This is a genomic window from Afipia massiliensis (genome assembly GCF_014203115.1).
In the GTDB taxonomy this organism is placed as follows: Bacteria; Pseudomonadota; Alphaproteobacteria; order Rhizobiales; family Xanthobacteraceae; genus Afipia; species Afipia massiliensis.
Genome location: NZ_JACHIJ010000006.1, coordinates 135,838 through 160,718, shown reverse-complemented (window position 1 = coordinate 160,718; position 24,881 = coordinate 135,838). Strand labels below are relative to the sequence as shown.

25 protein-coding genes are annotated in these 24,881 nt (G+C 62.0%); 13 read left to right on the top strand and 12 right to left on the bottom strand.

What is annotated here, in order from left to right; translation table 11 throughout:
• Positions 1 to 282: 282 nt before the first annotated feature.
• Positions 283 to 492, bottom strand: coding sequence for a cold-shock protein (locus tag HNQ36_RS20355; RefSeq protein ID WP_006021548.1), 210 nt, complete (start codon positions 490 to 492; stop codon positions 283 to 285).
• Between the two features lie 347 nt (positions 493 to 839).
• Here HNQ36_RS20355 and HNQ36_RS20350 point away from each other — a divergent pair, with 347 nt between their 5' ends.
• Positions 840 to 995, top strand: coding sequence for a hypothetical protein (locus tag HNQ36_RS20350; protein WP_184088077.1), 156 nt, complete (start codon positions 840 to 842; stop codon positions 993 to 995).
• A 255-nt stretch (positions 996 to 1,250) separates the two neighbouring features.
• On the opposite strand, the gene rocF is transcribed toward HNQ36_RS20350, so the two are convergent.
• Positions 1,251 to 2,261, bottom strand: a complete 1,011-nt coding sequence (rocF, locus tag HNQ36_RS20345; RefSeq protein ID WP_246395468.1) for an arginase — start codon at positions 2,259 to 2,261, stop codon at positions 1,251 to 1,253.
• A gap of 66 nt (positions 2,262 to 2,327) precedes the next feature.
• On the opposite strand from rocF, the gene HNQ36_RS20340 reads away from it, so the two are divergent.
• From HNQ36_RS20340 to HNQ36_RS20330, 3 genes are all read left to right on the top strand, one after another.
• Positions 2,328 to 2,513: a hypothetical protein gene (locus HNQ36_RS20340; RefSeq protein WP_184088073.1), complete on the top strand. Its 186-nt coding sequence runs from the start codon at positions 2,328 to 2,330 to the stop codon at positions 2,511 to 2,513.
• 241 nt (positions 2,514 to 2,754) lie between these two features.
• Complete coding sequence (locus HNQ36_RS20335) at positions 2,755 to 3,318, top strand: dTDP-4-dehydrorhamnose 3,5-epimerase family protein (RefSeq protein ID WP_246395467.1); 564 nt, start codon at positions 2,755 to 2,757, stop codon at positions 3,316 to 3,318.
• Positions 3,312 to 4,355, top strand: a complete 1,044-nt coding sequence (locus HNQ36_RS20330; RefSeq protein WP_184088071.1) for a glycosyltransferase — start codon at positions 3,312 to 3,314, stop codon at positions 4,353 to 4,355. Before HNQ36_RS20335 ends, HNQ36_RS20330 begins: the two co-directional genes overlap by 7 nt.
• 91 nt (positions 4,356 to 4,446) lie before the next feature.
• On the opposite strand, the gene ahcY is transcribed toward HNQ36_RS20330, so the two are convergent.
• The 3 genes from ahcY to HNQ36_RS20315 form a co-directional block, all read right to left on the bottom strand.
• Positions 4,447 to 5,883 carry an adenosylhomocysteinase gene (gene ahcY, locus HNQ36_RS20325; protein WP_184088069.1) on the bottom strand — a complete coding sequence of 479 codons (1,437 nt, stop codon included), beginning with the start codon at positions 5,881 to 5,883 and terminating at the stop codon, positions 4,447 to 4,449.
• 157 nt (positions 5,884 to 6,040) lie between these two features.
• A complete protein-coding gene (metK, locus tag HNQ36_RS20320) occupies positions 6,041 to 7,234 on the bottom strand; it encodes a methionine adenosyltransferase (protein WP_184088067.1) in 1,194 nt (397 codons plus the stop codon).
• A gap of 59 nt (positions 7,235 to 7,293) precedes the next feature.
• On the bottom strand, positions 7,294 to 8,637 hold the full coding sequence (locus HNQ36_RS20315) for a hypothetical protein (protein WP_184088402.1): 1,344 nt from the start codon (positions 8,635 to 8,637) through the stop codon (positions 7,294 to 7,296).
• A gap of 220 nt (positions 8,638 to 8,857) precedes the next feature.
• Here HNQ36_RS20315 and HNQ36_RS20310 point away from each other — a divergent pair, with 220 nt between their 5' ends.
• Positions 8,858 to 9,265, top strand: a complete 408-nt coding sequence (locus tag HNQ36_RS20310; RefSeq protein ID WP_184088065.1) for an META domain-containing protein — start codon at positions 8,858 to 8,860, stop codon at positions 9,263 to 9,265.
• Positions 9,266 to 9,307: 42 nt separating this feature from the next.
• Here HNQ36_RS20310 and HNQ36_RS20305 read toward each other — a convergent pair whose 3' ends face one another.
• A complete protein-coding gene (locus tag HNQ36_RS20305; protein ID WP_184088063.1) occupies positions 9,308 to 10,027 on the bottom strand; it encodes a hypothetical protein in 720 nt (239 codons plus the stop codon).
• Between the two features lie 299 nt (positions 10,028 to 10,326).
• On the opposite strand from HNQ36_RS20305, the gene HNQ36_RS20300 reads away from it, so the two are divergent.
• From HNQ36_RS20300 to HNQ36_RS20280, 5 genes are all read left to right on the top strand, one after another.
• The gene (locus HNQ36_RS20300; protein ID WP_184088061.1) at positions 10,327 to 11,085 is read left to right on the top strand and encodes an SDR family oxidoreductase; all 759 of its coding nucleotides are present in this window, start codon (positions 10,327 to 10,329) and stop codon (positions 11,083 to 11,085) included.
• 45 nt (positions 11,086 to 11,130) lie between these two features.
• Positions 11,131 to 11,595 carry a carboxymuconolactone decarboxylase family protein gene (locus HNQ36_RS20295; protein WP_046827151.1) on the top strand — a complete coding sequence of 155 codons (465 nt, stop codon included), beginning with the start codon at positions 11,131 to 11,133 and terminating at the stop codon, positions 11,593 to 11,595.
• On the top strand, positions 11,582 to 12,481 hold the full coding sequence (locus HNQ36_RS20290) for a sigma-70 family RNA polymerase sigma factor (RefSeq protein ID WP_184088059.1): 900 nt from the start codon (positions 11,582 to 11,584) through the stop codon (positions 12,479 to 12,481). The genes HNQ36_RS20295 and HNQ36_RS20290 overlap by 14 nt, the downstream gene beginning before the upstream one ends.
• A 332-nt stretch (positions 12,482 to 12,813) precedes the next feature.
• Entirely contained in the window at positions 12,814 to 13,275 is a 462-nt protein-coding gene (locus tag HNQ36_RS20285; RefSeq protein WP_184088057.1) for a hypothetical protein, read from the top strand.
• Entirely contained in the window at positions 13,268 to 14,500 is a 1,233-nt protein-coding gene (locus HNQ36_RS20280) for an HlyD family secretion protein (protein WP_184088055.1), read from the top strand. The genes HNQ36_RS20285 and HNQ36_RS20280 overlap by 8 nt, the downstream gene beginning before the upstream one ends.
• 27 nt (positions 14,501 to 14,527) lie before the next feature.
• Here HNQ36_RS20280 and HNQ36_RS20275 read toward each other — a convergent pair whose 3' ends face one another.
• A complete protein-coding gene (locus HNQ36_RS20275) occupies positions 14,528 to 16,462 on the bottom strand; it encodes an AI-2E family transporter (protein ID WP_184088053.1) in 1,935 nt (644 codons plus the stop codon).
• 189 nt (positions 16,463 to 16,651) lie between these two features.
• Positions 16,652 to 17,770 (bottom strand): cobalamin-independent methionine synthase II family protein, encoded by a 1,119-nt coding sequence (locus HNQ36_RS20270; RefSeq protein ID WP_184088051.1) that lies wholly within the window; start codon positions 17,768 to 17,770, stop codon positions 16,652 to 16,654.
• A 199-nt stretch (positions 17,771 to 17,969) separates the two neighbouring features.
• Here HNQ36_RS20270 and HNQ36_RS20265 point away from each other — a divergent pair, with 199 nt between their 5' ends.
• The gene (locus HNQ36_RS20265; RefSeq protein ID WP_184088049.1) at positions 17,970 to 18,431 is read left to right on the top strand and encodes a baeRF12 domain-containing protein; all 462 of its coding nucleotides are present in this window, start codon (positions 17,970 to 17,972) and stop codon (positions 18,429 to 18,431) included.
• Between the two features lie 134 nt (positions 18,432 to 18,565).
• Here the strand turns inward: HNQ36_RS20265 and purU are convergent, their stop codons facing one another.
• Positions 18,566 to 19,429 (bottom strand): formyltetrahydrofolate deformylase, encoded by an 864-nt coding sequence (gene purU, locus HNQ36_RS20260; RefSeq protein WP_184088047.1) that lies wholly within the window; start codon positions 19,427 to 19,429, stop codon positions 18,566 to 18,568.
• 358 nt (positions 19,430 to 19,787) lie between these two features.
• Between purU and HNQ36_RS20255 the strand changes: the two genes are divergently transcribed.
• Together HNQ36_RS20255 and HNQ36_RS20250 are read left to right on the top strand one after the other, a co-directional pair.
• Positions 19,788 to 20,627: a uroporphyrinogen-III synthase gene (locus tag HNQ36_RS20255; RefSeq protein ID WP_184088045.1), complete on the top strand. Its 840-nt coding sequence runs from the start codon at positions 19,788 to 19,790 to the stop codon at positions 20,625 to 20,627.
• Between the two features lie 210 nt (positions 20,628 to 20,837).
• Positions 20,838 to 23,303: a CaiB/BaiF CoA-transferase family protein gene (locus tag HNQ36_RS20250; RefSeq protein WP_184088043.1), complete on the top strand. Its 2,466-nt coding sequence runs from the start codon at positions 20,838 to 20,840 to the stop codon at positions 23,301 to 23,303.
• Positions 23,304 to 23,506: 203 nt separating this feature from the next.
• On the opposite strand, the gene HNQ36_RS20245 is transcribed toward HNQ36_RS20250, so the two are convergent.
• The 3 genes from HNQ36_RS20245 to HNQ36_RS20235 all read right to left on the bottom strand — a co-directional run bounded on the left by HNQ36_RS20245 (position 23,507) and on the right by HNQ36_RS20235 (position 24,810).
• Positions 23,507 to 23,956: a secondary thiamine-phosphate synthase enzyme YjbQ gene (locus tag HNQ36_RS20245; RefSeq protein WP_184088041.1), complete on the bottom strand. Its 450-nt coding sequence runs from the start codon at positions 23,954 to 23,956 to the stop codon at positions 23,507 to 23,509.
• 11 nt (positions 23,957 to 23,967) lie between these two features.
• Positions 23,968 to 24,387: a DUF1810 domain-containing protein gene (locus HNQ36_RS20240; protein WP_184088039.1), complete on the bottom strand. Its 420-nt coding sequence runs from the start codon at positions 24,385 to 24,387 to the stop codon at positions 23,968 to 23,970.
• A 66-nt stretch (positions 24,388 to 24,453) separates the two neighbouring features.
• Entirely contained in the window at positions 24,454 to 24,810 is a 357-nt protein-coding gene (locus HNQ36_RS20235; protein WP_184088037.1) for a PRC-barrel domain-containing protein, read from the bottom strand.
• Between the last annotated feature and the right edge of the window lie 71 nt (positions 24,811 to 24,881).

Sequence of the window (24,881 nt, the reverse complement as noted above, 5' to 3'; positions counted from 1 at the left end):
TTCGCATCATATTGCGGCGGACTTCCCTTGCGAATGTTAGAATCAAAGGCCCACTAGCAACTATATTTCTAGTGGAGCTTTGGATTTGACATTCGCTTTGGAAAGCGCGGCAAAATGGAGCGAATGTCAAATCCGCTCCACTAGTGACGTCCGTTTCATTACATCCGTGAAACGAACGAAAAGCTGGCTGCTGCGACCAGTACATCCGTGGATGCAGCGCCTGGCTCTTTTTCTTTAAGAAGGCTTGCGCGACAACCGATGTCCGGTCGCCGCGATCAGGCCTTACAGAATCTGCAGGTTTTCTGCGCTGGTCTTGCCGCGCATCTTGTCAACCTTGGCTTCGTACGAAACCTTCTGTCCTTCGGCGAGGCCGGTCAGGCCAGCACGCTCGACAGCGCTGATGTGAACGAACACATCGGTGCCGCCATCGTTCGGCTGAATGAAACCAAAGCCCTTTTGGCCGTTGAACCACTTCACAGTACCAGTCGTCATAACAAACAATCCTTTAGGCGCGTACATGCGCAGTTCCGCACGACGTCGCGCGGAGCAATCCAATCTAGCGATGTCTTTGGGTAAGGAGCCGGAGGGGACCAAAAAGGTCCAAAGGGCGCTTTAACTAAAGCTGTGCCGCAGGTCGAATGCGAGGCTTGTAGCAGTTCAAGCCCCTAAAGCAACAACTCAATTGTGTTCGCACAGCGGCGCGGACGTTTAACGCAGCAATGCCAGAGGCTTGGGAGCTGAAAATAGCTTGCCGATGCAGCGGCATTTCCAGCTTAACGTGCGGATATATCCTTAAAGCTCTCCAAGAAGATTCACTTCAACCAACCAGCGAGGCATCCATGCCGACCTGTCACGGCACCGGTCCCGCGGGCCTGCTCGACGCCGCGAAGAAGGCCGCGATCGCGAGGAAGATCACGCGCATCCACAACGCGGTGACGCGAACTCCTCGCGTCGTCACCGCGAACGCGGGGACCCATAAACACCGGCCTTGCTGATAGCGAAGGAAGGTGTGACCGGCTATCGCGACAACATCGATAGTCCAGGGAGTATGGGTCCCCGCTTTCGCGGGGACGACATCGGAGGTGTTGCGCGATCGCGCGCCGCTGAAGGCGGACCAGATCTTCGTGCATGGATTCATCCGCGCCGGACGCAGCGCGCCGGAACCGCGGGCCCTTATTACAAAACGTCTTCGATACGGTCGGAAAGTTTTTCGCTATCTAATCAACCATGCAGCTCTATTCCTATTGCACCTAAACCACCGCATTGCTCGGCGTCGGCCGGTCATGGATCTGCTGGCCGAACAACGAGCCGACGAGTTCGACCACGGTGCGCGCGGTCAAGCCCCGGTTATCCAGAAACGGATTGAGCTCGACCAGATCGAGCGAGCGCACCAGACCTGAATCCTGAAGCATCTCCATCACAAGATGCGCCTCGCGATAGGTCGCCCCGCCCGACACCGTGGTGCCGACGCCGGGGGCTGACACCGGATCGAGAAAGTCCACATCGAGGCTGACATGAAGGACGCCGCCCCGCGCCCTCACCCGCTCGATGAATTCGCGCATCAGCACGCCGACGCCGAACTCGTCGATCCTGCGCATGTCGGCGATCCAGACGTCGCGCTTGCCGAGCAATTCCTTTTCCAGCTTGTCCACCGAGCGCAGGCCGAACAGGCCAAGCTGGCGCGGCGCGATCGAGGATCGCTCATTGCGCGGCAGCAAATCGTCCAGCCCCGGCTCGCCGCAAAGGAACGCGCCGGACATGCCGTGCATGTTGCCGGTGATCGTCGTCGCGGGCGTGTTGTAATCGGCGTGGGCATCGAGCCAGAGCACGAACAGCTCGCGCCCCTGCGCGTGCCAGTGCCGCGCGACGCCGTTGACCGAGCCCATCGACAGCGAATGATCGCCGCCGAGGAAAACAGGAATCGCGCCCGACTTCGCCATCGCATAAGCGCGTTGGCTGGTCTCGCCGATCCACGCCTTGATTTCGCGATAGTGCTTGGCGTTCGGTGGCGGCGCTTCAGCGCTCAACACGAGTTCGCGCGGCGACAGGTCGCCGTGATCCTCGACCGTAAACCCGAGGCTTTCCAGCAGCGGCGCGATGCCCGCCGTGCGCAGCGCCGCGGGGCCCATCAGCGCGCCCTTCTGCGACGCTCCGACTTCGATGGGCACGCCGAGCAGCGAAACCGTCGTCGGATAGGAATTTGAATCTGCGGTCACGAGCAACCTCGCATCAGTGCGACTGAACCGGAAGCCTGCGGCCATCTTATCGGGATTCGCGCACCGCGATACGCGAACGCCGGGCCGCGCGGACGGGAACCTAACAGCTTCGTGATCGTTGCCGTTCTTTATGAGGAGGCTTTAATGGCTGACGGCGGAAGTGGCGGAATTGGAATATTGGGCGTGATCGTGGGCGCGGCCCTCGTTATCGCCATTGGTTTCTTTTTTCTGCAAGGCGGAATGAAGGGCGGCGGAGGTTCTGCCCCCAGCGTGACAATCAACACGCCAGCAAAATAACAAAGCAAAAAGCCCCGGATCGCTCCGGGGCTTTTGGCAAATTCGATCGAATGCGGCTTCGCTTCGTCCGGCCTGAAGCCAACCACCATTGAATCCGGGCCCACCAGAGACTCGATCCGCGTGGAGACGAAGTCAGCCTCGCGCATCCACGCCTGACAGTCAGCGCCGGTGTGATTCACCAGAAACAGCCAAATCGATTGTGCCTTCCTACATATCGGATAGAAGGGACAAATTATTGTACATGGCTGGAAAAATGGATCAGGCGCATCATTTCAATCAACTGCTCGAGGCTGCCGCGCAGGACCGTCCCACAGTGTCGAACTCGGGCGACTTGCTGCGCCCCTTGACCCACGGCGTCGTCATTCGACCGCTGACAACCCACAGTGACGCGCGCGGGACGGTCACCGAACTGATGGACGAGCGATGGGGCTATCCGGACGCGATCCGCTCCTCTTATACATTCACGATCCGGCCCGGCGTCGTCAAAGGCTGGAATCTTCATCGCCGTCATCAAGACCGCTACACGCTGCTGACCGGGGAAATCGAACTTGTCCTGTATGATACCCGCCCCGCCAGTCCGACCTTCGGTCAGATCTGCAAGGTCGTCCTGTCGGAGCATCGCCGCGTGCTGGTCAATGTTCCGGTCGACGTGTGGCACGCCGACCACAATATCGGAAGCCGCGATGCGACCATCGTGAATTTTCCGACCGAGCCCTACGACTATGCCAACCCGGACAAGTACCGGCTCCCCATCGACACCGATCTGATTCCGTATTCCTTCGGACCGGGAGCCACCGGGTGGTAGGCGACGGATCGCGCGCCGATCCGCAGTTCACCGTTTTGATGCCGACGCATAATCGCGTGGATGTCATTGCGTTCGCGATCCGGTCCGTGCTCGCCCAGACCAACCGCGATTTCGAGTTGTTCATCGTTGCCGACGGATGCACCGACGACACCGCCAGGGTCGTCGGCGGATTTGACGACCCCAGAATTCGTTTCTTCGATCTGCCGAAGGCGCCGTTCTTCGGCTACGCGAACCGCAACATCGCGTTGCGCGAAGCCCGCGGCCGCTACATTGCATTTGCAGCGCACGACGACCTTCTATTCCCGGATCATCTCGAGTTGCTCGGCGAGTTGCTCGACCGTTCCGGCACCGCACTGGCTTACAGCCGCCCCGTTTGGGTTTCCGACGAAGGCACGGCGATCCCGCTCTATACCGACATTACGTTTCCGGATGCTCAGGCGGAGTTTCGCGAGGTCGGCAACAGCATCCCCGCGAATGCCATCGTCCATCGCCGCGACAGCCTGGAGCGTGTCGGCTATTGGCCTGAAAACATCCCCGATGCTGCGGACTGGGTTCTCTGGCGGCGGATCATCGATGCGGATGGCGGCCAGGTGAGCCACCTCCCCGTGGCAACATCGCTTCATTTCATCGCCAACTGGCGCACATCGGACGCGTCGCGCTTTCGCGCCCATAGCTACGGATCGGCGTTCGCGGAGCGCTGTGGATGGTGGCCCTCGCTGCTTCGCTGCGCGCCATCGCCCGGCAAGACCGTGCAGGAAGCCTACAGCACCGTCATGGAGGCAGGCGGCCTGCAATGGAGCGCGACGTTCCGCGCCACTCTGGACAAAGTCGTGTCACGGCTGTCCTGGATGCTCATGAACGAAATCCTTCCCGAGATGGACCGCCGCGAAAAGGCGATGGCCGCACTGGATGCGCAGCGAAATGAATTGCTAGCGACGAACCTGCAACTACAGCAGAGTACCTCGTGGCGTATCACGAGACCGCTTCGCGCGCTGCGGCGGCTGTTGCCCGGTGGAAAAGCCAGCGACAGCCGATAGCTGTTCGTGTGTCGGTCTTCCTCACCTTAGGTAAGCAAAACAAAAGCCCCGGATCGCTCCGGGGCTTTGTGTTTTGTGCAGAGAGAAAGGCTCAATAGCGGTAGTGATCGCTCTTGTACGGGCCTTCCTGCTTCACGCCGATGTAGTCGGCCTGGTCCTTGCGCAGCTCGGTGAGCTTGACGCCGATCTTGGCAAGGTGGAGGCGCGCAACCTTCTCGTCGAGCGACTTCGGCAGCACGTAGACTTCCTTCTTGTACTTGCCGTCCTTGTTGTTGGCCCACAGCTCGATCTGCGCCAGCGTCTGGTTGGTGAACGACGCCGACATCACGAAGGACGGATGGCCCATCGCGTTGCCGAGGTTCACGAGGCGGCCTTCCGACAGCATGATGATGCGGTGACCGTCGGGGAAGGTGATTTCGTCAACCTGCGGCTTGATGTTGTCCCACTTCAGGTTTTTCAGCGAGGCGATCTGGATCTCGTTGTCGAAGTGGCCGATGTTGCAGACGATCGCGCGATCCTTCATCGCGCGCATGTGCTCGATGGTGATGATGTCCTTGTTGCCGGTCGCGGTGACGAAGATGTCGGCCTGAGGCGCCGCGTCTTCCATCGTCACGACCTGATAGCCTTCCATCGCCGCCTGCAGCGCGCAGATCGGATCGATTTCGGAAACCATCACGCGGCAGCCGGCCTGGCGCAGCGAGGCCGCCGAACCCTTGCCAACGTCGCCGAAGCCAGCGACCATCGCGACCTTGCCCGACATCATGACGTCGGTACCGCGGCGGATGCCGTCGACCAGCGATTCACGGCAGCCATAGAGGTTGTCGAACTTCGACTTGGTCACCGAGTCGTTGACGTTGATGGCTGGCCACAGCAGCGTGCCGGCCTTCTGCATGTCGTACAGACGATGCACGCCCGTGGTGGTTTCTTCCGAAACGCCCTTGATGCTGTCGGCGATCGCCTTGAAGTAGCCCTTCGGCTTTTCCTTGAGCTGCTTCTTGAGCAGCGCGAAGAACACTTCTTCTTCCTCGGAGCCCGGCTTGTCCAAAAATGCGACGTCGCCGTTCTCGGCGCGCAGGCCGAGGTGGACGTACATGGTGGCGTCGCCGCCGTCATCGAGAATCATGTTCGGGTGACCGCCACCGTGCCAGTCGAACAGCTTGGCGGTGTAGTCCCAGTAATCCTTCAGCGTCTCGCCCTTGATCGCGAACACCGGAATGCCGGCAGCAGCGATCGCGGCAGCGGCATGATCCTGCGTCGAGTAGATGTTGCACGAGACCCAGCGGATGTCGGCGCCGAGCGCGGCGAGCGTCTCGATCAGCACGCCGGTCTGAATGGTCATGTGCAGGGAGCCTGCGATGCGCGCGCCCTTCAGCGGCTGCTTCGGGCCGTATTCCTCGCGGGTCGCCATCAGGCCGGGCATTTCGGTCTCGGCCAGCGAGAGTTCCTTGCGGCCGAAATCGGCGAGGCCGATGTCTGCGACGATGTAGTCGTTGAAGCCTGCGGGGGCTTTCGCGGTGGCGGTGGTCATGTTGCTATCCTTATTCGAGGCGGGCCGGCGCAATCGCACGACCCGCTATTTTGATGTCGTCATGCCCGGCCTTGTGCCGGGCATCCACGTCTTTCCTGAGTTTTCGCCAAGACGTGGATGGCCGGGACGAGCCCGGCCATGACGTCGTGGATGTTGCTTAAACCGCCTTCTTCAGCGTGTCGGCGAGATCGGTCTTTTCCCACGAGAAGCCGCCGTCGGCGTCCGGGGTGCGGCCGAAGTGGCCGTAAGCGGCAGTGCGCGCGTAGATCGGCTTGTTGAGATCAAGGTGCTTGCGGATGCCGCGCGGCGTGAGGTCCATCGACTCGGCGACGGCCTTCTCGATCTTGTCGTCCGAGACTTTGCCGGTGCCGTGGGTGTCGATGTAGATCGATAGCGGACGCGCGACGCCGATGGCGTAAGCGAGCTGCAGCGTGCAGCGATCCGCAAGGCCAGCCGCGACGACGTTCTTGGCGACGTAACGCGCCGCGTAAGCCGCCGAGCGGTCGACCTTGGTGGAGTCCTTGCCGGAGAACGCGCCGCCGCCGTGCGGAGCCGCGCCGCCGTAAGTGTCGACGATGATCTTGCGGCCGGTGAGGCCTGCGTCGCCATCGGGACCGCCGATGTAGAACTTGCCGGTCGGGTTGATGTGCCAGATGGTCTTGCCGTTGATCCAGCCTTCCGGCAGCGCCTTGCGCACGTATGGCTCGACGCGCTCGCGCACCTGGTTCGAGGTCATGTCCTCGACGAGATGCTGATGCGACACGACGATCTCGCGCACGCCGACCGGCTTGCCGTTTTCGTACTGCACGGTGACCTGGCTCTTGGAGTCCGGGCCGAGCACCTTCTCGACGCCCGAGTGACGGGCTTCCGAGATCAGGCGCAGGATCTTGTGCGCGTAGTGGATCGGCGCCGGCATCAGTTCCGGCGTCTCATTGGTGGCGTAACCGAACATGATGCCCTGGTCGCCCGCGCCCTCTTCCGCGTTGGTCGGCTGCTTCGCATCGACGCCCTGCGCGATGTCGGCCGACTGCGGATGCAGCAGGATTTCAATGTCGGCGTTCTTCCAGTGGAAGCCATCCTGCTCGTAGCCGATGTCCTTGATCGCAGCGCGCACGACAGCTTCGATGTGATCGTTGGTAACCGTCGATGGGCCGCGCGTCTCGCCCGCGATCACCACCTTGTTCGTGGTCGCCAGCGTTTCGCACGCGGCGCGGATGTCCCACGGATCGATTCCGGCCTTCGGGCCTTCACGGAAAAACAGATCGACGATCTCGTCCGAAATCCGGTCGCAAACCTTGTCCGGATGACCTTCAGAAACCGATTCACTTGTGAACAGATAAGACGCGCGCATCAACCAATCCCTTCCAGATGGGCCGCGGTCGGCCCGTTTGAATTCTCAAGTTAGATTCTTCAATCTCGACGCCGTGAGATGACGTAGGATTCATCGTAGAACCAGAGGCCGTTGTGCTTGCGCAGAACCTCTCTGGTGGCGTCGAGATAACGTCCGCTTTGCGTGACTTCGTCCAGGCGGTCGTCTTCGACCTGAGCGACATACACCGCCGCGTTCCATGCTGCAAAGGCCGTCGAGGTCCCAATGGGACCCGTTACCTCGTTTGGTAAAGCTTCCATATCGTATCGGAAGATCGAGCGGTTATCCGCATAGGCATTAAAGTTAAGATCGCGCCCGGACGAGCCCAGCTCGTATTTCACGGCGCGGAGTAGCTCATGGCGGCTGACCGCGAAAGGATTTTCTCCCGGCCAAACCGATTGCACAATCTCCATCCCGGGATCGCGGCCGTAGGAGTGAATCCCGATCAGCCGGCCGCCGGCGCGCAGCGCGCGGGCCAATGGCGCAACAATCTTCTTGGCGCGGAAATTCAGCGACGATCTGGCCCGATAAGGCTGCGAGGCGATCACCAGATCGAAATTGGCTTCGACCCGGCCGGCCCGTGGAATCATGGCATCGAGCAGGAACCGGTGATCCTCCCGATAGATCACGAGCGCGATCGGTCGCTCATAGACCGGCATGCCCGAGCGCGAGCTGACAGCGGCGCGCCAGTTTTCTTCCAGAAACGGCTGCAAGTCGGCGATTTGCGTCTCGAATTCGCCGGAGGATGAGCCGCGCAGCGCGACCTCGCGCCAGATCATGCCGGCGGCGGCGGTGGGCGATTTCGGCGCCAGCCACGGCGCCTCGGCGTAGTTCATGTTGGTCAGGACGAAGACCGTGGCAGGATGCTCGAACAGCCGGTCCGGCACCTTGTTCAGGGTCAGCCGCACGTCCTCGAGGCTGATCTCCTTGCCGGCGATATAGAACGGCATGTTCGGGAACCGGCTGTGCATCGCGCGCATCACCCGCGCCAGTACCGTCCCGTCGCCCACGCCTGCGTCGAAAACACGCAACGCGGGCGGGCGCGGATGGATGCTCCCCAACTCCAGCGCCACCCGGTCGGCAATCACCCGCTTTTCCGAGCAGGTGTGGACGAACAGCAGATATTTCTGCCGGTTCTCGAAAAAGCGGAAATTCCCGGTAGGATCGCGCTTCTCGATCGGCGGTTCCGGCACGGTGACGACCGGCACGCCGTCGCCGAGAAAAGCCTGAATCCGCTCAAGCGTATCGACGGTGATGCGCTTGCCCTCGCGCAGCCGGTGCACCAGCTTGCCGTCGTTCACCGCGCGGCGGCCGAACGTCGATTCCGCCATTCCCGCCTGCCGGCAGTATTCGGAAATCTGAGCCAGGAGCTGGTCGTTTTTCATCAGACCGGTGGGCAGGGTTCGGGTGGGCCAGAATTTGTGGGCAGAACGATTTTGCGTTCGGCTTCCTACCATCATCTGCCCACAATGGAAACCGGGATTCCGGAAAATCCCGCCCTTTAAAGTTAGAGCCTTTAAAATGGCGGCATCGGCAATCATCCACATGATGATACGTGTCCACGGAGGATACGTGTCCCCGCCTCCTCGTTTTTGAAGCCACATCATGCTCATCAGATTTGCCGCATCGGTCCTTTTCCTCAGCCTGGTGGCCTTCGGCGCGGCGGCGGATTCCGCAACACCGACCGGCAAATGGCTGGCGGAAGACATCGACGGCGGCGGCGTGATCGACCGGCTGCAAACGACGCTGGAGATTCGCGACGACGGCATCGTCAACGGCATGGGCGGCTGCAACCGCTATGCGGGTTCGGCGAAGATCGACGGCAATGCGATCAAGTTCCTGCCGATGGCCTCTACGCGCATGGCCTGCTCAGCCGCAGCGATGAGGCAGGAAGGCAAATTCCACAGCACGCTGGAAAAAATCAGGACGTGGCGGATCAACCAGGCGCAGAGAAAACTTTTGCTGTTCGATGGCGGCGGCTTCGAACTGATGCGCCTCAGCAAGATGGACTAGCGCAACGCATGCGTTGCGCCGTCCCTGCCTCGGCTGAAAGCTTCAACTGAAATGCACGTCGCTGATATCGATGGAGACCATCAGCGGATCGAGCGCGACGCGATGATCCGGAGCGCGCGTGTAAGCCAAGCGCTTTGACGGCAGTTTGATCCCGTCGGCCTCGATATAGTTGAACACGTTCTGCGCCGCGTCGAATCCGCCTGAGACATCGACGTTGTAATCGTGCCGCCGCAGCAGAAAATCCTCGCCGAAGAAGAAGTCCTGAATATCGCTGTGGGTGGCGATCGATTTGGGAAAGCGCGCACGGACCACGCGCCACGTCTCATTGCCTTCGCGCCACGGATCGCGTTCTGAAACCTCGACGCCCTTCATCACCAGATGAAACGGTGTGGTCAGATATGTCCACAGCGCGTAGCCGTTGAAGTAGGCGCGATGCAGCGGTCCCCATGGCGTCAGCATCTCGTGTCCATCGAACAGCGCCCGCGGATCGCGACGCTCGGCCACCACCGTGCCGTCGAGCTTCTCGATAGCGATGCGGTCCGGCGTGAAGCTGGTGCGCTGGTCGGCGGCTCCGAACGGCGTGACCGAGGCGAATTCCTCATGCAGCGAAACCGTCATGCGGCGCGGATTGGAATCCTGCACCAGACCCTTCATGCCCCAAAGCTCACCGCCGGACACGATGGTCGCCTCGACCTTCTGAAACGAATTCCAGCGCGCGATGCCGCCATGGGCGTCGATGATGTTGGTCAGCAGATCTTTCATGGCTCGCTCCATTGTCCAAAGGCCGGACCAAGACCTACGCGGCGGAGAAGCCGGCCAAAATGACGTATTTGCCTCCAATCAGGCCATCGGAACCGAAGCGGTTCAAATTACGTCCATTTCCGTCCCTTCAAAAAAAATCTTTCGGGCGATGTCACATCCGGCCCCTGCTGCCTCGTCTTGATGGCGAAGGTGCAGAAAGAACCCGACGGCAAAGGCGGCAAACCCGCCGAAAACCAAAGACCTTTCATGCACTTCCGTCATCAACCGCCGCGCATCGCGGCAGCAGACAGGAGGCCATCATGAAGATCGTCGTTATCGGAGGTTCCGGCCTGATCGGATCGCGCGTCGTCACCCAGTTGCGCCAGCGCGGCCATGATGTTCTGGCGGCTTCACCATCGACCGGCGTCAACACCGTCACCGGCGAGGGACTGAAGGAGGCATTCGCGGGCGCCGATGTCGTCGTGGACGTGGCGAACTCGCCGTCGTTTGAGGCCGCAGCCGCGCTCGCCTTCTTCGAGGCAGCGGGACGCAACATTTTCGCGGCGGAAAAGGCCGCCGGCGTGAAGCTTCATGTCGCGCTGTCGGTCGTCGGCACCGAGCGTCTGCTCGAGTTCGGATACTTCGGCGCCAAGCTGGCGCAGGAGCGCCTGATCGAAAATTCAGGGCAGCCCTACACCATCGTCCGCGCCACGCAGTTTTTCGAATTCGTCGGCGGAATCGCGCAGGAAGCGACGCAGGGACAGACCGTTCGCGTCTCGTCCGCGCGGATTCAGCCGATGGCGGCCGATGATGTTGCTGCTGCCGTCGTCGACGCAGCGCTCGCCCCTGCGAAGGGTATGGTCGAAGTTGCCGGACCGGAATCCTTCCAGCTCGATCAGCTGATCCGGACATACCTGACCGCCAGGAACGACCGGAGAGACGTGATCACCGATCCCGACGCGCGCTACTTCGGCATCAAGCTCGACGATCGCTCGCTGACGCCGGATGCCGGCGCCCGTCTCGGCGCCATCACATTCGACGCGTGGCTGCGCCGCGATCAGACCACCGCGGCCGCATAACCGGGCCGCTGACCGAAACAACTGTCACACAAACTGGAGACAATCATGAAGCCTCGTATTGAAGCCGCCTACACGCTTGCCCCCAATGCCATCAAGGCGATGCACGCTCTCGAAGCCGCCATCAAGACAAGCGGCCTTGAGCACAGCCTGATCGAACTGGTCAAAATGCGTGCCTCGCAGATCAATGGCTGCGCCTTCTGCCTTCACATGCATTCGACCGATATGCGCGCCCATGGCGAAACCGAGATGAGGATCTATATGCTGACCGCGTGGCGCGAATCCCCGCTTTACAGCGCCCGCGAAAGAGCAGCTCTTGCCTGGACGGAATCCCTGACGCTGCTCGCGGCGACAGGCGCACCGGACAGCGACTACGAACTGCTCAAGAGCGAATTCACCGAGAGCGAACAGGTGAACCTGACCATGCTGATCGGCGCCATCAATGTCTGGAACAGGTTGCAGGTCGGTTTCCGCGCGCTCCATCCCGTGGACAAGGCCGATGTCGCTGCCTGACGACGGCACGCAAATATTCGAGACGCACCGGCCCCGGCTGGTGCGTCTCGCCTATCGCATGCTCGGCTCGGTCGCCGAGGCCGAGGACGTCGTGCAGGACGCGTGGCTGCGCTGGCAGCAGGCCGACCGCACGGCAGTGGACACTCCGGCCGCGTTCCTCTCCCGCATCGTGACGCGGCTGTGCCTCGACGTCATGAAATCCGCCCGCTCCCGCCGCGAAACCTATGTCGGCTCGTGGCTGCCGGAGCCGATGATCGAGGAGCCGGATGAAATGGATCAGGACGATCTCACGCTGACGCTGATGCTCGCGCTGGAACGCCTGTCGCCGCTGGAGCGCGCCGCGTTCCTGCTGCATGACGTGTTCGGCGTCCCGCTGGATGAAGTCGCAGCGACCGTCGAGCGCGAACCCGCCGCAGTCCGGCAACTGGCCGCGCGGGCGCGCAAGCATGTTCAGGACTCGCGGCCGCGTTTTCCCGTTGCGCGCGACGAAGGCAGCCGTATCGCCGAAGCCTTTTTCGTCGCCACGCGCAGCGGCGACACCAACGCCCTGCGCTCGATCCTCGCGCAGAACGTCGTGATCCGTTCGGACGGCGGCGGCAAGGTGCTTGCCTTCCTCAATCCCATCGTCGGGCTGGAGCGCGTGCTGCGCCTCTATGAGGGCCTGAGCAGAAAACTCGGGATCAAGAAGGCCGATACGTTCGAGCCGATGCGGATCGACGGCCTGCCGGGCTATGTCAGCTTTGAGCGCGACAACGTGTTTCAGACCACGGCGTTCGCCATCGAGGACGGCAAGATCACCGAGATCTACATCACTCGCAATCCCGACAAGCTGCGTCATGTCGCGGAGGCGCTCAGCGTTTCTGGAGCGCCAGAAACCCGTCACTGACGGCCGCGCAGTCAAAAGGCGAAACGGCGGCGAACTTCCGTGCAAAAGGCGGGATGGTGACGGCAGTTCGGCACACTGCCCATTGCATCAATGCGACAGGAGCATGTGGATTTTCACCGCCCACGACTGAACGATGCGCATTTCGCGCGGGTGGGACGCTGCCGGCACCCACTATCCAGAAACTGCAGTTCTCTCCCGCAGAACATCTTTTGCATCTTGCCAAGTTCCGCCCCTGTGCGAGGATGGAACCCTCGGCAACGCTGGATGACTGATCCAGTTTTTATTTTTGGTAGTTTATTTATGACGAACATTCTTCCGGGCGGAGGTTGCCTTTGAGCGAGTCCCTACATCCAGCCGCACCGCATCACCTCCCGGGCTTTATCACCGCCCCCGGTGACACCGATGTGCTGATGGTGGTCGTCGGCATTATCCTGCTCGGCGCCATTCTGTTCGTCGGCAACATCTATCTGCAGATCCACTCCCTGCCCGAGCGGATGGCGCACAAGTCCCAGAAGCTGCAGTTCGAGATCGTGGCCGTGCTCTGCCTGCTCGCGCTGTTTACGCACAATCACCTGTTCTGGGTGATCGCGCTGTTGCTCGCTCTGGTCGACTTGCCGGATTTCAGCACACCACTGCGCAGCATCGCAGGCTCGGTCCAGAAGATGGCTGGAATTCCGCCCGATCCGGATCCATCCGAACCGCCGGACCAAACGGCGGCTCACACACCTCCCGCGGACGCATCCGACAAGACGAAAGCCTCTGTCGGCAAGAGCGAGGTGCAGCATCATGCTTGAACTGATCCTGTGCTCGCTTCTGACAGTCTTTCCCGATTACCTCTATCGCCGCTATGCGCAAGGAAAGCGGCTGGGCAAAGAGATTACGCTGTTCTCGGTCTGGTACGAGCTGCGCTGGGGCATCACCTCATGCGTGATACTGACCGTGGCGCTGATCACCGTCATTTTCTATTTCCATCCGTCCACCACCAGCGCGACCATGTACTATCGAACCGTGCCCATCATTCCTGAAGTGGTCGGCCGCGTGGCAGAGGTTCGTGTCGATCACAGCGCTCCCGTCAAGAAGGGCGACGTCATCTTCACGCTCGACAGTGCAAAGCAGGCGGCAGCGCTGGAAACTGCAAAGCGCAAGAGCGCGGAAGTCGATGCCTCGCTGGTCGCGGCGCAATCGGATGTGGTCAAGGCCGAGGCCCAGATTCAGGAAGCCAAGAGTTCGCTTCAGCAGGCGTCCGACGAACTCGACGTCAAACGCGAGTTGCAGAAGCGCAATCCGGGCATCGTTCCGCAGCGCGACATCGAGAAGCTCGAAGTGATCATGGCGGGGCGACAGGGCACACTCGATGCCGTCACCGCAGCGAAGCAATCTGCCGTGATCCGCGTGACGACACTTCTACCTGCGGAGAAGGCAAGCGCGGAAGCCGCACTGGCCCAGGCGCAAGTGGATCTGGACAAGACCTTCATTCGCGCCGGCGTCGATGGACGTGTCGAACAGTTCTTTTTGCGGCCGGGTGATGTCGTCAATCCGATCATGCGGTCTGCCGGCATCCTGATTCCGGAAGGCGCGGGACAGCGCGCGCTTTCAGCAGGGTTCGGACAGATCGAAGCGCAGGTCATGAAGGTCGGCATGGTCGCCGAGGCCACCTGCATTTCAAAACCATGGACCGTGATCCCGATGGTGGTCACGAACGTGCAGAATTATATCGCGGCGGGCCAATTCCGCGGCGGGGAGCAGCTGCTCGAAGCGCAGCAGACGCAACGTCCGGGTACGATTCTCGTGTTCATGGAGCCGATCTACAAGGGCGGCCTTGAAGGCGTGACGCCCGGCAGCAGCTGCATCGCCAACGCCTACACCAATAACCACGACGTGATCTCCGCCAAGGAGACCGGCACGTCGAAGCGCATCTGGCTGCATGCGGTGGATGCCGTCGGCATCGTGCACGCGATGCTGCTGCGGATTCAGGCGCTGCTGCTGCCGGTCAAGACGCTGGTGCTGAGCGGACACTGAGTCTGCGACGCGAAACCGCGGTCGCCCTCACCCGGCGACGCGGAGAACCACATCGCGCACGGGTGCGCCATCCTCGCCCGTCTCGCCGCGCGGCTGTGCGAGATCCAGGCAATACTTTGCCGCCGTGCTCAGGCGAGTCGCGAGCGCATCGGCCTTGATACTGTCCTTCGTGATCGCGAGATTTTCCGCCATCCAGTAACAGACGAGGATGTTGGCTTGCGGCATCTTGCGGCGCAGCTTGCGCACGACATGGCGCGTATAGGCCGGACTTCCATCATCCAGCGCGGAAATACAAACCAGCGCGACACCCTCGCCGTCGAGGCGGAAAATTCCACTGCTGGAAACGTCTTCTTTCTTCGCCACGCGCGCGCCAAGTCCGTGTTTCGACAGGATCTGCGTGAGGATCAGCGCGGCAGCCTCGTCGAGGTCGGTGCGCTCGGCCACGCATAGCACCGGGTATTCCGCCTGCCAGGCCGCGGGAAGGCCTTCGCGGATGACGAAAGGCAGTTCCGGCATCGGGACCGACGCCTCGATGGCGGCTTCGGCCTCCGCATCGTTGGTGTCGCCCTTGCGGGCGTCGTCGTCCTCATCGGCGAGATCGTCGATCAGTTCGACGACGCTGTCGCGGATGGCAGCAAGGCGGACGGCGGGCAGACGATCCCGCTTCAGGTCGTTGTGAGCGAGTTTCAATCCCTTCAGCGCGACCTCCGAAAGCGTGCGCTCCTTCAGATATTCCTCGGCCTTCTCGACAGCTTCGCCGGGATCATTCGCAAGCATGCGCTGGTAGAAAATCTCGGGCGGCGACAGCGCGGGACGATTGCCCAGCAGAATGTCGAAGAACTTCAGGCTCTCCACGTGGTGACCCAGCACCACGAGACACACCGTCATGGGCGTCGCGAGCACGAGACCGATCGGGCCCCACAACGCGGTCCAGAATGTTGCGGACACCACCACCGCGAACGGCGAGAGACCGCTGCTGCGGCCGAACAGCATCGGCTCAATGGCGTGGCCGACCGTCATCTCGGTGATGATGATCAGCCCGGCGGTCCATGCCAGCATCGACCAGCCGGGATCGACGGCGATCGCGAGCGTCAGGGGAAAGAACGCAGCGATGAACGCGCCGATATACGGCACGAAGCGCATGATGCCTGCGAGAATGCCCCACAGGACCGCGCTCGGCACGCCGATCACCCAGAGTCCCAATCCGATCACGATGCCGAAGGCGGTGTTCAAGCCGAGTTGCGACAGGAACAGGCTGCTGAGGCGGCCGGCTGCGTCATCGATGGCGGATGTCGTCGCCTGCAGGTCGTTTGCGCCGGCGAGCTTGATCAAGCGGTTTCGCAGATCCTCGCGCTGGAACAGAATGAACACGACGAAGATCAGGACCACGCCCACGGTCGCCAGCGGCTGCAGCAAGGGCGAAATCAGCGCCGCGACATTTTCAAGGGCCGTCGGCGGCGGCGCCCGCACCTCGACCAGGAGCGGCTTGGCTTGATCCGGCTGCGGCGCCGTGCGCGGGGTCTCGACGCTGGCTTCCGGCTTGTTCAGCTCCTTGCCGAGATCCTGCAAGACACTCGCTGCGCGTTCCAGCGGCCCCACCGAGGTGAAGCTCCGCAGCGATGAAATCTTGGTCTGCATGGTTTGCTGATAGCCCGGCAGGCCTTCGGCGAGTTGCGTGACCTGCGAGGCGATCAGGCTGCCCAGCGCGAAGATCAGGAAAAAAGCTCCGACCACGACGATGGGCACCGCGGCGCTTCGCGGCACGCGCCAGCGCTCGAGACGATCAACCGGCGGCGAGAGAACGAAACTGAGTAGAATGGCGAGCGCGATGGGAACGAAGATTTCGCGACCAACATAAAGACCGGTGATAATGAGCGCGGCAACAATCGCTGAGGCGACGCCCGGCCCCCGTACGGCCTGCACGACGCCTGGACGCACCGTATCGCCGATGTTCAAGATCATGTCCCCTCGCCGTAACCGGCCGCATTTGCCCACATTTCAACGGTGGGCAGGCAAAATTGTTCCGGGACGGCGCGCGGACGTGTGGCGTGGAAGGGGTTTTCGAGCGAGCGGCGAGCCTCGCGCGGACAGCGTTTCCGCGTGGTTACAAGATCACGGTCTCAGGTCGAAGTTCTGGTTCAAGGTCCGCCCTCAGGACCTGCCCCAGACGTCGTTCGCCACATCGACGACGAGGCGCAATTTCGCCCACTGCTCGTCCTCGGTGAGGACGTTGCCTTCCTCCGTCGAGGCGAAGCCGCATTGCGGCGACAGCGCAAGCTGATCCAGCGATACGAACTTCGCCGCCTCCATCACGCGCTGCCTGATGTCGTCCTTTGTCTCAAGCGCGCCGCTCTTCGACGTGACGAGCCCAAGCACCACCGTCTTGTCGCCTTTCGGCAGGAACCGCAGCGGCTCGAACCCGCCCGCGCGATCGGTATCGTATTCGAGGAAGTAGCCGTCGTAGTTGACGCGCGACAACAGGATCTCCGCCACCGGCTCGTAGCCGCCGGATGAAATCCAGGTCGAACGGAAATTGCCGCGACACACATGCGTGGTGATCGTCATGTCGGCGGGGCGCTCGGCAATCGCGTAATTGATGACGCGGGCATAGACCGCCGGAAGAGCATCGGGGTCCTCGCCTCGCCCGCGCAGTTTCTCGCGCTGGTCCTCGGAGCAAAGATAGGCCCACACGGTGTCATCGAACTGCAGATAGCGGCAGCCTGCGTCGTAGAACGCCTGCACGGCCTTGCGATATGTTTTTGCCAGATCGACGAAGAAGTCATCCATGTCCGGATAGACCTCCTGCGAGATCGCCCGGCGGCCGCCGCGATAGTGCAGCAGCGACGGCGACGGGATCGTCATCTTCGGCATGATCCCGGCGAGGTCGCACTTGTCCTTGAGCAGCTTGAAATGCTCGATCATCGGATGGCTGCCGGGAAAATCCAGCTTGCCGGTGACGCGGATGCTTTCGCCGCGCGTCGTTATCCCGTTGAACTGGATGCCGTCGGTCTTGTGAAGCTCGCAGCCGTCGAGATTTTTAAGAAAATCGAAATGCCACCACGAGCGGCGGAATTCGCCGTCGGTCGCGAGCTTCAGGCCGTTCTGCTTCTGCTTCTGGACGATCTTGCCGATTTCGAGGGATTCGACGCGCGCTAGTTCGGCGGCCTTGATCTCGCCCTTGGCGAACCGCGCGCGCGCGTCCTTGATCCGCTCCGGCCGCAACAGGCTGCCGACATGGTCGGCGCGAAACGGCGGCTTCGATTTCTGCATCATGTTCTCCGGATCGGCCCTGTCCGATCTTGGCGCGCTCACTACCACAATCCGTCAGCAAGACTGAGCAACTTTTATGCATTGCACGCAGCCGCTCGGCCGCGCTTGTCGATACGGTTTCCGGCCGTTTAACCAGCGCGGCGTCCGGAACGAAAGCCCGGCCGGGCGGTTGGTTTGCGAGGCATGGGAGACCATCCACATGACCAAAAACAATGAATTTATCCGCATTCCCCATAACGCCTACATCATCGTCGGCGACGGCCGCAAAGCCCTTTTCCTCCGCAACGAAGGTAACCAGACCGCCCCCCGCCTGAAAACCGAGCAGGTTCTCCGGAACGATAATCCGCCAACGCGCGAACAGGGGTCCGATCAGCCCGGACGCTCATTCGCGAGCGTCGGCGCGCGACGGAGCGCCATGGAGCAAACCGACTGGCAAGAGATCGGCGAACAGCGGTTTGCGCGCACCATCGCGGATGCACTGGAGGGGCTGGCGCGAGACCGCGACATCCCCGGCTTCGTGATCGCGGCGCCGCCACGCACGCTGGCGGAACTGCGCCGCCTCCTCGATACCAATGTGAAAGTCCGCATCATCGCCGAAATCGACAAGGATCTGACCGGCCACCCGGTCGAGGACATCGAGCGGCGGCTGTCGGCGGCGTAACGGTTGCGGCCGTCATCCTGAGGAGCGAGCTCTTGCGAGCCTCGAAGGATGACCACCCGGAATCGCGCCGTCGCCCTTCGAGGCCTCCGCTTCGCTACGGCACCTCAGGGTGACGGCAGGCGGGCTGTTGAAAGTCAGTCCGTGAACACCACGGTCTTGCGACCGTTGAGGATCACGCGGTCCTCAAGATGATAGCGGATCGCACGGGCGAGCACGCGCCGCTCGATATCCGCGCCCTTGCGGACGAGATCTTCCGGCGCATCGCGGTGGCTGATGCGCTCGATGTCCTGCTCGATGATCGGGCCTTCATCCAGCGCGCTCGTCACATAATGCGCGGTGGCGCCGATCAGCTTGACGCCGCGCTCATGCGCCTGATGGTAGGGCTTGGCGCCCTTGAAGCCCGGCAGGAACGAGTGGTGGATGTTGATGCAGCGCCCGGAGAGCTTTCCGGCGAAATCCTCCGACAGCACCTGCATGTAGCGCGCCAGCACCACGAGATCCGTCTTTGTGTCCTGAATGATTTTCCAGACCGCCGCTTCCTGCTCGTCCTTGGTGGCGCGCGTCACCGGCAGATGGTGAAACGGGATACCTGCGAAATCGAGCCCGGCATAGGTCTCCAGAGGATGGTTGGAAACGATCGCGGTCGGGGTCATCGGCATTTCGCCACGCCGCCAGCGATAGAGAATGTCGGCGAGGCAATGATCGAACTTCGACACCATCAGCAGCACGCGCTGCTGCACGGCACGGTCGCGCAACTGCCAGACCATGTAGAACGGCTTCGCCATCACGCCGAATCCGGCCTGAAGCGTCGGCAGGTCCGCCTGCGCGGCGGGCGAATCGAAACTCACCCGCATGAAGAACCGGCCGGTCTCGATGTCGCTGTATTGCTGCGCGTCGAGAATGTTCTGCCCGTTGGCGAACAGGAAGGTGGAGACCGCGGACACGATGCCGGGACGGTCCGGGCAGGACAGGGTCAGGACGAATTGCTGTGCGGACATGGGGATTTTTTCGATTCTGGACGACAGGTGGCGGGCGGAACCTTCCTGTAACACCACTCCTTCCGTTCGCCAATTGCATCGGTAGCCTGCATCGTCATTGCGAGGTGCGGAGCGATCATCTTCTCTCGTCATGGCCGGGCTTGTCCCGGCCATCCACGTCTTGGCGGCATCCGAGAAGAAAGACGTGGATCACCGGGACAAGCCCGGTGATGACGACCGTGATTGTCGATGCTACGCGCTCCTTCCCGTGCCGACTCATTGGCTCACATGACGAAAGCGGCCACAAAACAGGCTGGCATGCGATCCGCGGCGGCAATAGGCTGGCGCTTCGGTTCGGCTTTGGTCGCGAAAGGTTGATATGGCTGGCAGGCTTGAAGGTTACCGCATCCTGATTCTGGAAACGCGCGAAGAAGCGCAGTTTTCTCGCCTGCTTCAGGAACAGGGCGCCCACGTGCTGCAATGTCCGATGTTCACCATTCATGACGCGCCGGACCCCGCCCCGATTGAGGCCTGGATCAGGCTGTTCATCGACAAGCCGTTCGACGATCTGGTGCTGATGACCGGCGAAGGCCTGCGCCGCATGATGAAGGTTGCACGGCGCATCGGCGTCGATCAGGATTTTGTCGCGGCCATTGCGAAAGCGAAGCGATACGCACGCGGCCCGAAGCCGGTGCGTGCGCTGCGCGAAATCGGCCTCGAAGCCGACGTCCAGACCGAGACGCCGACTTCGGAAGGCGTCGCCACCATGCTCGCTCAGGAGAATCTGAAAGGTCATCGTGTCGGGCTTCAGCTTTATCCCGACAAGGATCACGGCAAGCTGATCGCCGCGATCACTTCGCTCGGCGCAACCGTCGAGCCTGTGCTGCCCTACATCTATGACGGACAGGCGGCGGACACCAACATCGTCGCAGCCATTGATGAGATGGCGCAGCGCCGCGTCGATGCGATTGCGCTGACGAGTTCAGGTCAGGTACGGCGTTTGGTCGATGTCGCGCGCGCCCACAACTGCGAAGACCAGTTGCGCGCCGGCCTCAAGCAGACGCCGGTGGCCTCGGTCGGCCCCGTCGTGTCGGATGAGCTGAAGGCCAACGGTCTGCACACCGACATTTATCCCGCCAACGACTCGTTTTTCATGAAGCCGCTGATCAGCGCCATGGCTGTTGCGCTGAACAGAACGCCGCCGCGCATGGCGTCTTAGTCGAACGTCAAATCTCGCTTTCGTCATGGCCGGGCTTGTCCCGGCCATCCACGTCTTGGCGCGATCAACGAAAAAAGACGTGGATCACCGGGACAAGCCCGGTGATGACGATCACATATGCGGCTCCTTCCTACCCGCCTGAATGATTGCGTGATCGAACCAGATCAGGCACCCTGCAAAAAACAAAGCCAATAAAAAAACAGGGATCAAATGCCATCTTTCCCCCTTTCTGGTCTGCGCGTTGTTGAACTCGGATCGGGCGATACGCTCGGTTATTGCGGCAAACTGTTCGCGGATTTCGGCGCGGAGGTCATCAAGATCGAGCCGCAGGGCGGCGATCCCGGCCGCCTTGTTCCGCCGCTTGCGGATGCGGGCGACGGCAAACGCCAGAGCCTCACCTTCGCGTGGCTCAACACCAACAAGAAAAGCATCACCGCCGACCCGGAAACACCGGCAGGCGCCAACCGGATTCTCGAACTGCTCGCCGGTTCCGACCTGCTGCTCGACGCGCGGCATCCCGACGAGATCGCAGCCTCGCAGATTTCGCACGACCGTTTGCGCAAGGTCGATCCCGGCCTCGCCATCACCGCGATGTCGTGGTTCGGCGAACACGGCCCATATCGCAATTATCTCGCGACCGACTCGGTGTGCCGCAGCCTTGCGGGCCTCGTGAAACTGGTCGGCCCCATCGAAGGACCGCCGGTGCTGCCGCGCGACGGGCAGATCGGCGTGGTCGGCGGACTGACCGCCTTCATTCCGAGCCTTGCCGGCCTTTATGGATACGCGCACGGCGCGCACCGCTTCGCCGTCAACAATCTTGAAGCGATGCTGCATATCAGCGAGTTCGACACCGGGCTTGCGCTCGAGTCCGGCTTCACGCGCCCGCGCCCCGGCATCAACCGGTTCGGCCGCGGCTATCCGTCCGGCAACTTCGTCACCAAGCATGGCTGGCTCGGCGTCACCGTGGTCACGCCCGCGCAATGGGCGGCGTTCTGCACCATGCTCGACATGCCCGAACTCGGCGCCGATCCGAAATACTCGGCGACCATCGGCCGCTTCAACCATGCGGATGAACTGAAGGCGATCATCACGCCGGCGCTGCTGAAGAAAACCGCACTCGAATGGTTCGAGATGGGCATCGAGCTGCGGCTGCCGCTCGCGGTCGTGCCCGACATGAAGGAATTGCTCGAACAGGATGTGCATCGCACCCGCGGCGTATTCGGGCCGGTGGAGATCGGCACTGCGTCGTTCGAGGGGCCGGTGCTGCCGCAATATCTGACGCGTTCACGGCCGAAGCCGAACGGTCGCGCGCCGCTGGCGGGGGCGGACGACAAGGCCGCCCTGCCCGCGCATAAACGCAACGCGACCCGCGCGGCGAATGCGGCGGACGCGCTGCCGCTGAAGGGCCTGCGCATCATCGATCTCACCATGGGATGGGCCGGCCCGACCGCGACGCGCCAGATGGGCGATCTCGGCGCCGACGTCATTAAAGTGGAGTCCTGCCAGTATCCCGACTGGTTCCGCGGCACCGACACGCGGCCGCCCTATCACGAGGAGCGGACCTACGAGAAGACCTACTGGTTTCAGATGAACAACCGCAACAAGCGCGGCATCACACTGGACCTCACCACCGACGCCGGCCTCTCGCTGCTCAAGCGCCTGATGAAGGACGCCGACGCGGTGATCGACAACTACGCCGCCGACGTGATGCCGCGCCTCGGCCTCGGCGTGAACGACATTCTCAAGATCAATCCGCGTCTCGTGGTCGTCACCATGCCCGCATTCGGCATGACGGGAAAATGGAGCGGCGTGCGCGCCTATGGCTCGACGCTCGAACAGGCGTCGGGTTTGCCTTCGGTCACCGGCGGCCCGGAAGACCCGCCGGTGATGCTGCATGCTGCGATCGGCGATCCGATTGGCGGCCTGAATGGCGCCGCCGCGCTGCTGCTCGGCTTCATGCATCAGCGGAGCACCGGCGAAGGTCAGCACATCGACCTCAGCCAGGTGGAATGCATGCTGCCGATGGTCGCGCCGTCGATCCTCGAACAATCCGCTACCGGCGCAACAAGTCCGCGCATCGGCAACCGTCATCCGCAATATGTGCCGAATGGCTGCTTCCCCACCGTCGGGATCGATCAGTGGATCACGCTCTCGGTTCGCAGCGACGACGAGTGGCGCGCGCTGTGCGGCGTGATGCGGCGGGCGGACCTTGCGGCCAATCCCGAGTTCGCGACTGCTGAAGGCCGGCGCACGCATGAAGATTCCATCGAGGTCGCGATCCGTCACTGGCTCGCGGATGTGCGTCCCGATATCGCGATGGTGACATTGCAGAAGGCCGGTGTGCCTGCGGGCATCGCCAAGCTGCCGCAGGATCTCGCCTCCGATCCGCATTTGCTGAAGACGGGACACTGGCAGCCGAGCGACCGGCCGTTCATGGGTCCGCATCTGCTGCCGTCGGTGGCCTATCGCGAAGGCGAGAACGAGTTGCCCTATCCGATCGTGAATGTCGCGCCGACGCTGGGCCAGCATAACCACGAAGTGTTGCGCGAGGTGCTCAATCTCAGCGACGCCGAGATCGCGGAGCTTGCGCGCGCTGAAGTCATCGGGACTGAGGCGACCTTGCCGAAGCCGAAGAAGAAAAAGAGTGACGGCAAGACCGCGAGTGCGGCGAGCTAGTCTTCTTCAGCACGTCATTCCGGACAGGACGCCAGCGGGTCCGGCCATAGCGCGTCAAAGACGCGCGTAAACGCGCTTTTGGCCGGCCCGATGACAGGCTCCGCGACTGATCCGGAATCCCGAAGAGTTCATCGGAAACAACTTCGAGATTCCGCGTTCGCTCGCAAGCGCTCGCGCCCCGGAATGACGGTGATGGTATCGCGCTAGCTTCCCATGAACTGCATCACCACCTCGCGGCTGTGCGGCCTTGTCCGGTGCTCGATCAGATAGATCGCCTGCCAGGTGCCGAGCGCCAGCGCGCCGTCGAGAACCGGGATCTGCAGGTTGCTGCACGTCAGCATGGTCTTGATATGCGCCGGCATGTCGTCCGGACCTTCGATGGTGTGACGCCAGCCGCCGTCGGCAGGCGCGAGCCGTCGCAATGACGTGATCAGGTCCGCCAGCACATCGGGATCGGCGTTTTCCTGAATGGTCAGCGACGCCGAGGTGTGACGGATGAACAGGGTCACGGCTCCCGTCACGCCGCCGGTCTGCTTCAGAAACCGCGCGACCTCCGCCGTGATGTCGATGAAGCCCTCGCCCCCGGTCGGCACGGTCAATACCGAACTGGCGATGGTCTCGACGTCGGTGACAACAACGGGCGTCTGTTTCATGGATCTGTCGCTCACAGGCGGGCGATTGTCGCCGCGTCGAATTCGCCATCGTAGTATTTATGCAGGGCCGCAACAAAGTCCGCATTGTCGGCAGTGACTTTGGCGAACAGCGTCATCGACGATTTGAATTTCATATCGTCGGGCGAACCCAAGATCGCATGAATGTCCTTGCCGTCGACCGCGTTCACCAGCCGCGTGCATTCGCGCAGCCGCGGCCCGAGCACCGGATGATCCAGATACGCCACGGCCTCCGCGCGCGAGCCGATGGCGTACCTCTGCGCCATCGCGCTGAATCCGAGGCCTTCGATCTGCGGAAAGATGAACCACATCCAGTGGCTTTGTTTGCGGCCCGCACGCAACTCCGACACCACGCGCGGATAGACCGGCGCCTGCGCCTCCATAAACCGCTGAAGATCGTGGATGTCACTCATCGCCGTCAATCACGGACCAAGGACGCGCCGGGATTCGACGCGACCGCGACCACATCGGCGATGATCTTACATCGCAACGCCGTAATAGTCGCTCAGGCCTTTCGTCCGGGTCGCACCCCAGTCCCATTCGTTCTCGTCCGCGTACTTTGGAGCGCCTTTCAGCTTCTCCACCGGAATCATCGTCTGATAGCCGCCCAGCTCCACGTTGTACTTGAGGGACGACCACGGCAGCGGATAATGATCGTCGCCGATGCCCAGAAAGCCGCCGAAGCTGAGGACGGCATACGATACCTTGCCGGTCATCTTTTCGATCATCACCCGTTCGATCGAACCGATCTTCTCGCCGTCCGCGTCGTAGACGGCAGTTCCATCCACCTTGTCACTGCCGATAAGGGAAGACGTTTCGCGTTCCTGTTGAGCCATTACTTCTCTCCATGTGTGAGACATGAAGAGCCAACGACGCAAGACGCCGCCTGTTCCGTGATGTCTTGCGA

Excerpts from the sequence above, each read along its gene's own strand:
- HNQ36_RS20255 (WP_184088045.1), top strand. The coding sequence starts at position 19,788 with ATGGCTGGCAGGCTTGAAGGTTACCGCATCCTGATTCTGGAAACGCGC.
- HNQ36_RS20335 (WP_246395467.1), top strand. The coding sequence starts at position 2,755 with ATGGCTGGAAAAATGGATCAGGCGCATCATTTCAATCAACTGCTCGAG.
- HNQ36_RS20270 (WP_184088051.1), bottom strand. The coding sequence starts at position 17,770 with ATGCAGAAATCGAAGCCGCCGTTTCGCGCCGACCATGTCGGCAGCCTG.
- HNQ36_RS20250 (WP_184088043.1), top strand. The coding sequence starts at position 20,838 with ATGCCATCTTTCCCCCTTTCTGGTCTGCGCGTTGTTGAACTCGGATCG.
- HNQ36_RS20350 (WP_184088077.1), top strand. The coding sequence starts at position 840 with ATGCCGACCTGTCACGGCACCGGTCCCGCGGGCCTGCTCGACGCCGCG.
- HNQ36_RS20305 (WP_184088063.1), bottom strand. The coding sequence starts at position 10,027 with ATGAAAGATCTGCTGACCAACATCATCGACGCCCATGGCGGCATCGCG.
- HNQ36_RS20280 (WP_184088055.1), top strand. The coding sequence starts at position 13,268 with ATGCTTGAACTGATCCTGTGCTCGCTTCTGACAGTCTTTCCCGATTAC.
- HNQ36_RS20240 (WP_184088039.1), bottom strand. The coding sequence starts at position 24,387 with ATGAGTGACATCCACGATCTTCAGCGGTTTATGGAGGCGCAGGCGCCG.
- HNQ36_RS20300 (WP_184088061.1), top strand. The coding sequence starts at position 10,327 with ATGAAGATCGTCGTTATCGGAGGTTCCGGCCTGATCGGATCGCGCGTC.
- HNQ36_RS20355 (WP_006021548.1), bottom strand. The coding sequence starts at position 492 with ATGACGACTGGTACTGTGAAGTGGTTCAACGGCCAAAAGGGCTTTGGT.
- HNQ36_RS20295 (WP_046827151.1), top strand. The coding sequence starts at position 11,131 with ATGAAGCCTCGTATTGAAGCCGCCTACACGCTTGCCCCCAATGCCATC.
- HNQ36_RS20235 (WP_184088037.1), bottom strand. The coding sequence starts at position 24,810 with ATGGCTCAACAGGAACGCGAAACGTCTTCCCTTATCGGCAGTGACAAG.
- metK (WP_184088067.1), bottom strand. The coding sequence starts at position 7,234 with ATGCGCGCGTCTTATCTGTTCACAAGTGAATCGGTTTCTGAAGGTCAT.
- HNQ36_RS20310 (WP_184088065.1), top strand. The coding sequence starts at position 8,858 with ATGCTCATCAGATTTGCCGCATCGGTCCTTTTCCTCAGCCTGGTGGCC.
- HNQ36_RS20315 (WP_184088402.1), bottom strand. The coding sequence starts at position 8,637 with ATGAAAAACGACCAGCTCCTGGCTCAGATTTCCGAATACTGCCGGCAG.
- HNQ36_RS20245 (WP_184088041.1), bottom strand. The coding sequence starts at position 23,956 with ATGAAACAGACGCCCGTTGTTGTCACCGACGTCGAGACCATCGCCAGT.
- ahcY (WP_184088069.1), bottom strand. The coding sequence starts at position 5,883 with ATGACCACCGCCACCGCGAAAGCCCCCGCAGGCTTCAACGACTACATC.
- rocF (WP_246395468.1), bottom strand. The coding sequence starts at position 2,261 with ATGGCCGCAGGCTTCCGGTTCAGTCGCACTGATGCGAGGTTGCTCGTG.
- HNQ36_RS20290 (WP_184088059.1), top strand. The coding sequence starts at position 11,582 with ATGTCGCTGCCTGACGACGGCACGCAAATATTCGAGACGCACCGGCCC.
- HNQ36_RS20275 (WP_184088053.1), bottom strand. The coding sequence starts at position 16,462 with ATGATCTTGAACATCGGCGATACGGTGCGTCCAGGCGTCGTGCAGGCC.
- HNQ36_RS20265 (WP_184088049.1), top strand. The coding sequence starts at position 17,970 with ATGACCAAAAACAATGAATTTATCCGCATTCCCCATAACGCCTACATC.
- purU (WP_184088047.1), bottom strand. The coding sequence starts at position 19,429 with ATGTCCGCACAGCAATTCGTCCTGACCCTGTCCTGCCCGGACCGTCCC.